This window comes from Deinococcus arcticus (assembly GCF_003028415.1).
GTDB lineage: Bacteria > Deinococcota > Deinococci > Deinococcales > Deinococcaceae > Deinococcus > Deinococcus arcticus.
Map to the genome: position 1 here is coordinate 99,329 of NZ_PYSV01000009.1, position 11,910 is coordinate 111,238.

The 11,910-nt window shown below is 67.6% G+C and carries 11 protein-coding genes and 1 tRNA gene; 7 read left to right on the forward strand and 5 right to left on the reverse strand.

The window, feature by feature from the left end; genetic code table 11:
- Positions 1–2: 2 nt before the first annotated feature.
- Positions 3–788 (reverse strand): histidinol-phosphatase HisJ family protein, encoded by a 786-nt coding sequence (locus C8263_RS10685; RefSeq protein ID WP_107138109.1) that lies wholly within the window; start codon positions 786–788, stop codon positions 3–5.
- 343 nt (positions 789–1,131) lie between these two features.
- Between C8263_RS10685 and C8263_RS10690 the strand changes: the two genes are divergently transcribed.
- The 5 genes from C8263_RS10690 to argC all read left to right on the forward strand — a co-directional run bounded on the left by C8263_RS10690 (position 1,132) and on the right by argC (position 6,128).
- Complete coding sequence (locus C8263_RS10690) at positions 1,132–3,135, forward strand: M14 family zinc carboxypeptidase (RefSeq protein WP_107138110.1); 2,004 nt, start codon at positions 1,132–1,134, stop codon at positions 3,133–3,135.
- A gap of 226 nt (positions 3,136–3,361) precedes the next feature.
- On the forward strand, positions 3,362–4,333 hold the full coding sequence (argF, locus tag C8263_RS10695; RefSeq protein ID WP_233218765.1) for an ornithine carbamoyltransferase: 972 nt from the start codon (positions 3,362–3,364) through the stop codon (positions 4,331–4,333).
- A gap of 40 nt (positions 4,334–4,373) precedes the next feature.
- Positions 4,374–4,892 (forward strand): NUDIX hydrolase, encoded by a 519-nt coding sequence (locus C8263_RS10700; protein ID WP_107138111.1) that lies wholly within the window; start codon positions 4,374–4,376, stop codon positions 4,890–4,892.
- 88 nt (positions 4,893–4,980) lie between these two features.
- Positions 4,981–5,211 (forward strand): hypothetical protein, encoded by a 231-nt coding sequence (locus C8263_RS10705; protein ID WP_107138112.1) that lies wholly within the window; start codon positions 4,981–4,983, stop codon positions 5,209–5,211.
- Positions 5,208–6,128 carry an N-acetyl-gamma-glutamyl-phosphate reductase gene (gene argC, locus C8263_RS10710; protein WP_107138113.1) on the forward strand — a complete coding sequence of 307 codons (921 nt, stop codon included), beginning with the start codon at positions 5,208–5,210 and terminating at the stop codon, positions 6,126–6,128. The genes C8263_RS10705 and argC overlap by 4 nt, the downstream gene beginning before the upstream one ends.
- Before the next feature lie 11 nt (positions 6,129–6,139).
- Here the strand turns inward: argC and C8263_RS10715 are convergent, their stop codons facing one another.
- From C8263_RS10715 to C8263_RS10725, 3 genes are all read right to left on the reverse strand, one after another.
- The gene (locus C8263_RS10715) at positions 6,140–6,925 is read right to left on the reverse strand and encodes a segregation and condensation protein A (protein WP_107138114.1); all 786 of its coding nucleotides are present in this window, start codon (positions 6,923–6,925) and stop codon (positions 6,140–6,142) included.
- 7 nt (positions 6,926–6,932) lie between these two features.
- The gene (trpS, locus tag C8263_RS10720) at positions 6,933–7,931 is read right to left on the reverse strand and encodes a tryptophan--tRNA ligase (RefSeq protein ID WP_107138115.1); all 999 of its coding nucleotides are present in this window, start codon (positions 7,929–7,931) and stop codon (positions 6,933–6,935) included.
- A gap of 330 nt (positions 7,932–8,261) precedes the next feature.
- The gene (locus tag C8263_RS10725) at positions 8,262–10,199 is read right to left on the reverse strand and encodes a peptidylprolyl isomerase (protein ID WP_107138116.1); all 1,938 of its coding nucleotides are present in this window, start codon (positions 10,197–10,199) and stop codon (positions 8,262–8,264) included.
- A 40-nt stretch (positions 10,200–10,239) separates the two neighbouring features.
- On the opposite strand from C8263_RS10725, the gene C8263_RS10730 reads away from it, so the two are divergent.
- Both C8263_RS10730 and C8263_RS10735 read left to right on the forward strand, forming a co-directional pair.
- Positions 10,240–10,316: transfer RNA gene (locus C8263_RS10730), tRNA-Arg, on the forward strand.
- A 189-nt stretch (positions 10,317–10,505) separates the two neighbouring features.
- The gene (locus C8263_RS10735; RefSeq protein WP_107138161.1) at positions 10,506–11,504 is read left to right on the forward strand and encodes an SIS domain-containing protein; all 999 of its coding nucleotides are present in this window, start codon (positions 10,506–10,508) and stop codon (positions 11,502–11,504) included.
- A gap of 12 nt (positions 11,505–11,516) precedes the next feature.
- On the opposite strand, the gene C8263_RS10740 is transcribed toward C8263_RS10735, so the two are convergent.
- The gene (locus tag C8263_RS10740; protein WP_107138117.1) at positions 11,517–11,825 is read right to left on the reverse strand and encodes a hypothetical protein; all 309 of its coding nucleotides are present in this window, start codon (positions 11,823–11,825) and stop codon (positions 11,517–11,519) included.
- Positions 11,826–11,910 lie beyond the last annotated feature (85 nt).

Genomic DNA, 11,910 nt, shown 5'->3' on the forward strand with positions numbered 1-11,910 from the left:
CCTCAGCCACGGCGCACCCCGCCCCGGTACGTCACCACGCGCCCGCCCGCGTCCTGCAGGGCCTGCCGGGCGTCGGTGAAGCGGAAACCCACCTCGACCGGGGCATGTGCGTCGCTGCCCAGCACGAAGGGAATGCCGCGCCCGGCCGCCTCCCGGGTCAGGTCCGGGGCGGGATAGGCCTCGGCCACCGGCTTGCGCCAGCCGGCCGTGTTGAAATCCAGGCTCAGGCCGGCCCCGGCAATCACGTCCAGGGCGCGCAGGGCAGCCGCGCCCAGGGGATCGCGGTGCCCAAATTTCTTGGGCAGGTCCAGGTGGCCCACGGCGTCAAAGAGGCCGCTGCGCGCCGCGCCCTCCACCAGGGCGTAGTACTGGGTATACAGCTGGCCCAGATCGCGCGCCCCGTACTCGGCCACGAATTCGGGGTTGTCAAAGCCCCAGGCGCCCAGGTAATGCACGCTGCCAATCACGTAGTCCCAGGGGTGCCGGGCCAGCACCTCTTCCACGAAGCGTTCGGTCCCCGGGTGAAAGTCCGCTTCCAGCCCCAGGCGCACCTCCAGGCGCCCGGCGAACTCGGCCTGCACCGCCTGCACCGCCTCGATATACGCGTCCAGCTGGTCCAGCCGCATGCGCCAGGGGGCGTCGTACCACGCGGGCATGGGCATGTGGTCGGTGAAGCACACGCCGGCCAGCCCCGCATCCAGGGCCGCCTGGGCGTACTCGCGCGGCGAACCCGTCGCGTGCCCACACAGGGGCGTGTGCATGTGCGAATCGAACAGAGGCGCGGTCATGGGCTTCAGGGTAGAGCACGCGCCGCTGCGGGCTGTAGAAGGGACGGAGGGTCTGCGGGCTGTCTAGGGCACTCCTGCTGCCGTCTGCCCCACCCTACCCCCTCCCGCTTCTCCCAGTGCAGCCCGGCGGCAGCGGCCCAGACCCGAATGCCACTAGCACAGAAGTGTGCGCTTGCCTGTCAATTCTCAACGTCCCGTTCAGTTTATCCGGACAGTCTGACCTTGAACTGGGGAAGGTGGATGTTACAGTGCCGGGGTACCCACAACGCAGGTGCTTCTGTTCATGGCCGCTGACGCTGCGCGGCTTCTGGAGCAGGCGTGCCCCTTTGCCCCGGAGGCTGTTATGACCAGAAAGCTCACCTCGTCCCTGTTTCTGAGTACCGCCCTGCTGCTGGCCGCCTGCTCGCAGACCCCCGCGCCCCAGGCCGCGCCGCCGGCCGCGCCCGGAAATTCTCTGGTGGCCACGGCCGACGAGTGCAGCACCTTTCAGCAGAACCCGGTGGTTGTCTCGCGCATTGACTTCCAGACCGAACGCGACTGGATTGACATCGTCAAGACCTTCGAGCCGCTGGGCGGCAGCGCCGAGGAGAAATTCGTGCTGCTGGACGTGGGGCAGGCCGATTTCGAGCGCCTGCGCGTGACCGGTCTGACCCGGGGCTGGACCATCCGCATTGACCCCGCCGAGACGGCCCGGCACAGCGGATCGCTGAAGCAGAACCTGGGCAGCCTGTCCATCAGCGGCTATCCCTGCTACCGCACGGTGGAAGAAACGTACACCAGCGCCCAGAGCATAGTGACTCAGTACCCCAATCTAGCCACCTGGACCTCTATTGGCGACAGCTGGCTGAAAACCAAGGGGCGAGGCGGCTACAGCATGAACGTGCTGAAGCTGACCAACCGCAGCATTGCCGGCACCAAGCCCCGGCTGCTGATCACCGCGTCCATTCACGCCCGCGAGTACACGCCTGCCGAGCTGTCCACCCGTTTTGCCGAGTATCTGGTGAGCAACTACGGTAAGGACGCCGACGTGACCTGGATGCTGGACTCCCAGGAAGTCTGGCTGGTGCTGCAAAGCAATCCCGATGGCCGCAAGAAGGCCGAGGCCGGGGCCTCGTGGCGCAAGAACGTGAACGACACGCAGCGCTGCAGCAACGGCCTGTTCGGCGCGGACCTGAACCGCAACTTCAACTACGCCTGGGGCACCGGGGGATCAAGCACTGACCCATGCAACGAAACCTACCGGGGCGTGGGCGCCGCCTCCGAGCCCGAAACGCAAAACCTGCAGAACCTGATGAAGGCGGCCTTTGCCGACAACCGGGGCCCGGCCCGGAGCGACGCCGCGCCCGCCACCACGCCCGGCGTGTACGTGGATATTCACAGCTACTCGCAGCTGGTGCTGTGGCCCTGGGGCGACACCACCACCCCCACGGCCAACGCCACGGCGCTGCAGTCGCTGGGCCGCAAGCTGGCCTACTTCAACGGCTACAAGCCCGAACAGGCCGTGGGCCTGTACCCCACCAGCGGCACCACGGATGACTTTGCCTACGGCGAGCTGGGCGTGGCGTCTTACACCTTCGAGCTGGGCACCGCGTTCTTTGAGCCGTGCAGCACCTTTACCGGCACCACCCTGCCCAAAAACCAGGCGGCGCTGCTGTACGCCCTGCGGGTGGCGCGCGCACCCTACCAGCTGGGCAGCGGCCCGGACAGCGTGAGCGTCACGGCGCCGGCCAGCGTGGCCACGGGGGCCAGCTTTACCCTGAGTGCCAGCGCCGACAACACCCGCTTCAATACCAGCAACGGCACCGAACCGGCCCGGACCGTGGCCGGCGCCGAGTACTTTATTGACACACCGCCCTGGGCTGGCGGCACGGCGCGGGCCATGACCGCTGCAGACGGCAGCTTCAACGCGGGCCGCGAGAGTGTGCAGGCCACCGTTTCCACCAGCGGGCTGAGTGCCGGGCGCCACACCATCTATGTGCGCGCCCGCAATGCCAGCGGCACCTACGGCCCGGTTTCGGCGCTGTTCGTCACCGTGGGCGGGAGCACCACGCCCACGCCCACCACCTACACCGGCAGCGTGAGCAGCGGCGGCAACTCTTATCAACCGGGCAGCACAGGCTTCGCCTCCGCGGGCGGCACCCTGAAAGGCAATCTGACGGGGCCCAGCGGCACTGACTTTGACCTGTACCTGCAGCAGCTCTCGGGCAGTACCTGGAACACGGTGGCGGCCAGCGAGGGCAGCACGAGCACCGAGGCCATCACGTACAGCGCGGCCAGCGGCACCTACCGCTGGCGGGTGTACGGCTACAGCGGCTCGGGCAGCTACACCCTGACTGAGACGAAGTAAGCGCGCGCAGGAGTGGGGCGGCGCCTGTTCATTCAGGCGACCGTCCCACTCCTGCATTTTCAAACGCTGGTGGCGAATAAACATACGCTCTCTCCTTCCCTGCCCACCCGGTGATGACAGGCAAGGGGTATACTTCTTCCCTATGCCGAAGGCCGAGAGCAAAGTCAAAAAAGGAGCGCAGGGGAAGAAGGGCAAAGGCGAGACTGCCGCTAGCCTCCTGACCATCATGAATAATCCTGCGCCCCTGACCCCAGACACCCTGCCTGCCCCCGTGATGGCCGGGCGCGACTTCCTGAGCAACCTCGATATGACGGCGGCCGAACTGCGCGCCGTGATGGACACCGCCCACGCCATGAAGCGCGGTGAGTGGCGGCAGGTGAAACCGCTGGCGGGCCTGTCGCTGGCGCTGGTGTTTGAAAAGGCCAGTCTGCGCACCCGCACCACCTTCGACGTGGGCATGTACCAGCTGGGCGGGCACGCCATCACCCTGTCCAACACCGAGATTGGCCTGGGCACCCGCGAGCGCGTGAGCGACGTGGCGCGCAACCTGGAACGCTGGGTGGACGGCGTGATGGGCCGCGTGTACCTGCAGCAGACCCTGCAGGAACTGGCGCAGCACGCCGCCATTCCGGTGATCAACGGCCTGTCGGACATGCTGCACCCCGCGCAGCTGCTGGCCGACTACCAGACCATTGAGGAAGCCTTCGGCCATGATCTGCGCGGCCGTCGGGTGGTGTACATCGGGGACGGCAACAACCTCGCCAACAGCCACATTCACATGGGTATCCTGACCGGGACCGACGTGACGGTGGTGACCCCGGTGGGCTACGAGCCCAACGCGGGCGTGCTGATGGACGCGGTGCGCGCGGGGGTAAAGGTGACTCTGACCAACGACCTAGGCGCCGTGGAGGGCGCCGACGTGCTGTACACCGACGTATGGATCTCCATGGGCCAGGAAGCCGAGGCCGACATCCGCCGCCGGGCCTTCCGGGGCTATCAGGTGACGCCAGGGATGCTGGAGACCATCGCCCCACACGGCATCTTCCTGCACTGCCTGCCTGCGCACTACGGCGAGGAAACGGTGCCCGAGGCCACCGAGCACCCCAAGAGCCGCGTGTTCGATCAGGCCGAAAACCGCCTGCACGCGCAAAAGGCGCTGCTGTACCACCTGATGGGGCATCTGAAGCCGCGCTGGTGATGGGCGCAGTGGCCCCCGCCCTGGCCGCAGAATGGAGGCCATGACCACAACCCCCACCGAATGGCTGGACCTGGTGAACGAGCGCGACGAGGTGGTAGGCACCGTCACGCGCGGGGACGCCTGGGCCCGGCGCCTGCCAGTGCGGGTGGTGAATGCCTTCGTGGTGAACGGGGCCGGGCAGCTGTGGATTCCGCGCCGTACGCCCAGCAAGAGGGTGTTTCCCAGGTGCCTGGACATGAGCGTGGGGGGCCATGTGGAACGCGGCGAAAGCTACGAAGCGGCCTTCCGGCGCGAGACCCAGGAGGAGCTGAATCTGGACCTGGACACGGTGCCCTGGCGGGAGGTGGCCGCCTTCTCCCCTTTCGACACTCCGCTCAGTGCGTTCATGCGGGTGTACGAGATCCGCTCGGACGTGGCTCCTGCCTTTAACCCGGACGATTTCAGCGGTGCCGAGTGGCTGACCCCCGCCGAGGTACTGGCGCGCATCGCAGCAGGTGATCCGGCCAAGGGCGACCTGGCCGAACTGATACGGCGCTGTTACGGAACCGGGCATGGCTGAGGCTCCTTGCCTGCTGGCCCGACTGCACCTGCCCTACGACTATCCAGGCGCCTTTCTGAGCCGGCGGCTTGGTGAGCATCTGGGACCTATGGACGGCGACATCGTCGTGTTTTCCCGTGCAGATGAGGAAGTTCGGGCCTACGCCCAGTGGGAGACGGTCAAACCGGAGGTTCTGGCGCGGGGTGAAACGGGTTTTGTCCGCATCGTGCCAATGCACCCACCCCTCTGGACGCATCTTCAACCGGGGCAGAGTCTGCATCTCCTCTTCGCTCGCCTCTCCCTTCAAATCATTCAGCCCCTGACAGAGGTTTCCGTATGACCCTTCCCAGAGTGTTTATTGACGGTGAGGCCGGCACGACCGGCCTGCAGATTCGCGCGCGGCTGGCGGGCCGCACCGACCTAGAACTGCTGCGGATTGACCCCGCGCGGCGCAAGGACCCGGCCGCCCGCGCCGAACTGCTGAACGCCGCCGACGTGTCCATTCTGTGCCTGCACGACGACGCCGCGCGGGAAGCCGTGACCCTGACCACCAACCCGGCCGCGCGGTTGCTGGACGCCAGCACCGCCCACCGGGTTGACCCGGGGTGGGTGTTCGGCTTTCCAGAATTGAATGCGGAGCAGCCTGCCTGCATCCGCGCCGCGCGGTTCGTGGCCAATCCGGGCTGTTATTCCACGGGGGCCATTGCCCTGCTGGCCCCGCTGACGGCCGCCGGCCTGATCCCGGCCGACTTTCCGCTCAGCATTCAGGGCTACAGCGGCTACACCGGGGGTGGCCGGGCCCTGGTGGACGCCCACGAGCAGAACCAGCTTCATCCCATGCGCGGCGCATTTTTAAGCTACGCGCTCTCGCTGGCACACAAGCACATCCCGGAAACCATGCGCTACGGCGGCCTGACCCGTACGCCAGTCTTCACGCCCAACGTGGGCGCCTGGGCCCAGGGCATGACAGTCACGATTCCGCTGCACCTGCGCGACCTGGGAGTGACGGCCGGGGCCCTGCGCGCGGCCCTGGCGACACACTACGCCGGGCAGCGCCACGTGCGGGTGTCCGGCCCGGACCAGAACCCGGACCCCCTGGACCCCCAGGCCCTGAACGACACGAACGATCTGGACCTCTTCGTGTACGCCTCGGCCGATGACGAGCGGGCGCTGCTGGCCGCGCGGCTGGACAATCTGGGCAAGGGCGCCGGCGGCGCCGCCGTACAGAACCTGGAGCTGATGCTGGACCTGGGCTGAGCCGAGGGTGCCTAGCCCTCTGCGCCCTCGGTCAGGTGAGAGGTCACCGCGATCTCGCCGTAGGGCTCAGCCTGCTCGGCGCTGAACGTTCCCTCTTTGACCCCTTCGAGCAGCGCCGCGAAATAGGTGGTGCGCTCGCCCCAGTCCTGCGCCGGAATGCCGCGAAAGGTAAAGGTACGCAGGCGCCGGCCAAAGGCCCTCAGGGCGCCCAGGGCGTCTTGCAGGGTCAGGCGGTCGCGCGCCAGCAGCGGCACCTCCACCTGCCGCACCGCCGTGCGCGCCGCGCGCACCAGCCGGGCCAGGCTGCCCTGGGGATTGCGTGGCCGCTCCGGCCGGGGCAGGGTCACCGGAAAGGGCCGGGCCGGAATCAGGCCCTCGCGTTCGCGCCGCCGGGCGGCCAGAAACCCCACCAGGGTGTCCAGTTGCGCCAGGGCCTCCACGCCCCGCAGCACCTCGTCGGCTGGCGGCTCATCAACGTCCGCCTCTGGCGGCAGGTCGTCCTCTTCGGGGGGCAGCAGCAGCCGGGCCTTCAGGGCAATCACGGCCGCCAGGGTGGGCAGCAGTTCGGGGTGGGCGTCAGCCAGGGCGGCGGGGCCCTCGCCGGTCACCCGCCCGGCCCAGGCCAGCACCTCGCGGGTCAGGGCCAGCAGCGGCACCTCGGCCGGGGGCACGCGCCCGGCGCGCAGGGCAGCGGCCAGTTCGCCCAGCGTGCCGGCAAACCCGGGCAGCGCCACCAGAAAGCTGCCTGCCCCCGGGGTGGGCGAGGCCGGGGCAGGCGGGGCCAGCGTCGCGGTCATGGCCCGCTCAGAGCCGCAGGAAGCCGACCCGTTCGCGCGCCTCTTCCATGATCGGCTGGGCGATGGCGCGCGCCTCGCGGGCCCCCTGCGCCAGCGCGTCGCGCACATAATCGGGGTCAGCCTGCAGGGCGGCGGCGCGCTCCTGAATGGGCCCCAGGTGGGCGCCAATGCCCACCATCAGTTTCTTCTTGCAGTCCACGCAGCCAATGCCCGCCGTGCGGCAGCCCGCGTATACCTCGGCCACCGTCTCGGCGTCGCTGAACAGCTTGTGGTAGTCGCCCACCAGACACTTGTCAGGGTCGCCGGGATCGGTGCGGCGCACGCGCGCCGGGTCAGTGGGGGCCACGCGCAGTTTCTGCCAGATGGACTCCAGCGGCTCCAGAATGCCCAGGGTGCTGGCCTCGCCCTTGCTCTTGCTCATCTTGCCCTGGCCGTCCACGCCGGGAATGCGCAGCGCGCCCTCGGCCAGCACCGCCCTGGGTTCGGGAAAGGTCTCGCCGTAGGCGTGGTTGAACTTGCGGGCAATTTCCCGGGTCAGCTCGATGTGCTGCACCTGATCCTCACCCACGGGCACGGTGTCGGCCTTGTACAGCAGGATGTCGGCGGCCTGCAGCACCGGGTACATCAGCAGCCCCGCCGGGGTGCTTTCCAGTTTCTGCGCCTTGTCCTTGTACTGGGTCATGCGCTCCAGCTCGCCCACGGGGGTGAGCAGCGTGAACAGCCAGCCCAGTTCGGCGTGCTCGCGCACATGCGACTGCACGAAGAAAATCACCTTCTGGGGGTCCAGGCCCGCCGCGAAGTTCGCCACCGCCATGTCCAGCGTGCGCGCGGCCAGGAGTGCCGGATCAAAGGCCGCCGGGTTGGTGGGCGCGTGCAGGTCCACCACGCAGTAGATGGAGTTCTTGCCGTACTGCTCGCCCAGCGCCACGTAGTTCCGCATGGCCCCGAAATAGTTCCCGATATGAGGCTCGCCCGTGGGCTGAATTCCAGAGAAAACACGCGGCATAACCGGCCGAGTCTAGTGCATGTGGGAGCAGACGCCGCTGATACGAGACCAGGGTGAGCCGCAGGCGAGGGTTGAGCAGACGCGCAGTGAGGCGCCGCAGCGCGAACACGGGAACAGAGGAGCCTCTGACAATGGAGCAGCGCTCCTGCGCCCTTCCAAGCTGCTTTGGCCTGTGGGGTGTTCTGGATGAGCGGGGCCAGTGCGGCTGGCCGGGTCCTGGCTGCACCACCAGCCACCGTGACCCTGCCAGTACCCGCCGGGCAGCGGGTGGGCGCCTCCAGAAAGACCGCCGCCCCGCAACGTTGCGGGGCGGCGGTCAAGAGCGGGGGATCAGCGCTCGCTGGTGCCCTCGGCCGGGGTGCCGGTGCTCTGGCCTTCGTTGCTCTGGCCTTCACTGCCCTGGGCGGCGCCGGTGTCAGTGCTGCCCGTGCCACTGCTGCCGGTGCCACTGCCCTCTTCAGGGGTGGTCTTGGCGGGCGCCTTGGGGGTCTGGGCGGCCACGCGCTTTTCCTGCGCGGCCAGCACGGCCTTGAGGTTGTCCTTGGGTTTCAGGGCCGCCACCTGGGTGTCCAGGAACTTCTGGCCCGCTTCGGTCTTCTTCTGGGCCAGCACCTGCGCTTCAATCTCGTCGCGCACGGCGCTCAGGGGCTGGGTGGTGGCGGGCTTCAGGTCGGTGATGTACAGCACCACAAAGCGCTCGCCCACCTTCACCACATCGCTCAGGCTGCCCTCGCCCGCGTCTTTCAGGCTCTTGGCGCTGAACACCGCCGCGTTCAGTTCCTCGCTCAGGCCGCCGTCGCCAGCTGTCACGGTGCCGCGTTCGCTGACCGTGCCGCCCGCCTTGCTGGCTGCCGTCACGAAGTTGCCGCCCGAGAAGCCATTGCGGAACGCCACCGCTCCCGCCTGGTCCTTGAAGTTGGCCTCGGCCACTGCCGCACTGGCGGGATTGGCGTACTGCGCCTTGTTCTGGGCATAGAAGGCCGAGATGTCAGCGGCGCTCACGCGGACGTTCCGGCTGCCATACGCGGCCAGTGCCGCCGCCTGTTCCTGGCGGGTGCCGGTGAGGTTTAGCTTCAGGCGCTCGGCGATGGTGGGGGCGGCGTAGGCCTGAATCAGTTGCTGCACGGTCTGCGGCTTCAGGATGCCGTTGACCAGCCCGGCGGCCTGCTCGGGTGGCACCTGCTGCAGCAGCCCCGCGAACTGCTGGTTGTTCACAACCTGGCCCACCACATCCGAGTACGGAATGTCCTGGCCTGCCACCGTGGCCACGGCCGGATTTTCCGTCTTCCAGTTGATGTCCTTGTACTCGATCTTCACGTCTTTTTTCAGGTCGCGCACCCAGGCTTCCAGGGCGGCGTTCTGCTTCTGCTCGGTCACGGCGGTCGTCAGGTCGCTCTTGGCCTCTTCAAAGGGCTTGGGGGCCGGGGGCAGGTACTTTTCCACCTTCACGATGTAGAACTTGCCGCCGCTTTCCACCACATCGGTCAGGCCGCCGTCCGTGAGGGCAAAGGCCGCTGCGCCCACCTCGCTGGGCAGCGCCACCTGAGCCACGGGGCGGGGCGCGCCGTTCTCGATGGGGCCCAGGGCGCCGCCCCGGTCCTTGAATTCGGTGCTGTTCTCGCCGGCCAGCTTGGCGAAGTCGGCGCCGGCCTTGAGCTGGCCCAGCAGGTCCTGCGCCTTGGCCTTGTCGGCCACCACAATCTGACGGCCCTGAATCCGGGCGTCAGTCTGGAAGCGCTCGGGGGTCAGGTCGTAGTAGGCGCGCAGCTCGGCCTCAGTAGGCGCGGGCACGGCCTTTTTCAGCTCGTCCACCTTGCGCTCAATGGCCAGGCTCTGGCGCACCTGCTCGCGGTAGCTGGCATCGGTCAGGCCGGCGCCCTGCAGGGCGTCAGTCCACTTCTTGTTGTCGGTCAGGTCGTTGGCCTCGCGCACTTCCTTGACCTTGGCGTTCACGTCGTTGCGGCTGACCCGGATGTCCCGCACCGCGTTTGTCACCAGGGTCTGCTCAACCTTCTGGGCCACGATGTAGGTCTTGAAGTCGTCGGCCAGCACGCCAGTGTCGGCGCTGCCCAGAATGGGGTTGCTGCGGCGCACCGCCTCCAAGTCCTCGGCGGTCACGGTGGCGCCGTTCACGGTCAGGGCGGGCGTGCCGTCCTGCTTGCGGCCAAACAGGTCGCCCAGATTGGGCGTGAACTGATAGGCCATGCCCACAATCAGCAGCAGGGCCAGAACGCCCATCAGGACGTTCACGAGTTTCTTCTTGTTCACTTGATCTCCTTCATACGAAGTGCTAGGGTACCGGAGCTTTGCGCTCGTAGCTCAGGTGGATAGAGCGTTGGCCTCCGGAGCCAAAGGTCACTGGTTCGAGTCCAGTCGAGCGCGCCACCCCTCTCACCCTGCCCCCCGGCGGGGTGATGTTCTTTGGTGCCCACAGGGGGGGCCGTTCTGAAGCACACGCGCCGGATTCTAGCATGCAGGGTTAAGCGGAGGTGAAGGCACCAGAGGCCGTCTGGAAGGCCGTTTTTGGCCTGTGCCCCCCTGTGGGCCCGGCGCCCGCTGAGCTACGCTGGGGCCATGAGCCCTCACCTCCTGACCCTGCTTGAAGCCCTGCCCGGCACCTATGCCGGCCCCGACCGCCCGGAAGAGGGGCCCTACGGCCTGGTGGGCGCGGGGGAAGGCACCCTGGCGGCGCACCTTGCCCAGAGTCTGGTGCCGGGCAGCCTGGCGCGCAGCGGGACCCAGTTTGTGCTGGGCAGCCCCGACGCCGGCGCCCTGGCCACCGACTACGCCGATCTGGCCACCGTGGCGGGCGCGCAGGTGCGCCGCGTGGCCACCGGCGGCACCCCCGAGGAAATTGACGTGCTGGTGCCGGGCGGGCCGCTGGCCACCTACCACTTTGCACAGTACGTGGCCCACGCCAGCGGCCACGGCGACCAGGCCCGCGCCGCCGACGCCCTGCTGCAGGACCTCGCCGCGCGCTGCGCGCCCCAGGTGACAGAGAACAACCCGGCGCGTGACCTGGCCTGGAGCCTGTGGGGCCGCACGCCGCTGCTGCTGGCGGCCCCCGACGCCGAGGCCCTGCCGCACGCATGGCAGCACCTGCTGGCCCGCACCGCCAAGACACTGGCCGTGCCGCTGCTGGGCGACAGCCTGCCGCTGGTGACCGGCGCCTTCGAAGCACAGCACGAGAAGGGCGACGCCAAGGTGGCGCTGCTGCTGGGCGACGCCGACGACACCCTGCACCTGGCGCGCGAGGTGCTGGAATCGCGCATTGACGAGATTCTTCATGTGCCCTACCCAGGGGGCGCGCAGGGCTACCCGGGTTTGCTGGCGCTGTGGTACTTCGGCGCGTGGGTGGCCGCCTATCTGGCCGAGCGCTACGGCGTGGACGCCGCCGACGTGGCGGTGCTGGCCCGCGCCCAGGGCGTCATGAGTGGTGAGGACCGCGACGAGGCCCGCCTGAGTGCGCCGCGCGACGATCTGCGCCGCGCGCCCGTGGAACGGAGCTGGACCGGGGACGATGACCAGAAGGACGAAGACCCCGACCACGACGAGGATGAGGGAGAAGAGTAAGGGAAGGGGCTGTTAGTCCTGAGCCAGAACCTCGCGGTAGTAACGAAGGCCTTCTTTGAAGGCAGAATCATCAAAGTGCAGAAAGCCTTTTTCACGGCGGTATTCCTGCACTAAGGTATCAAATTCCTCCTGAGAGATTTCCTCGGCTTCATCCTTAGAGGGGCGTCCGTAGATGTTGTCGAGATAATCATCATGAGATATGAAGGTGCCCGTCTGCCAGTCCAGTGCATAGGCGGCACTCAGGTAAATGCTGTCCTTCAATCCAATATGCTTGACAGGTCTCACACCAATAAGAAAATAGCGAAGGATGACGTCGCTCATTTATTTCCCCTCTTGATCTCTTCCCAGATTTTCGCGTAGCCGCCTTCGGCAAGTTGCTTAAGCTCTTGCAGTCGGGCTTTCTCCT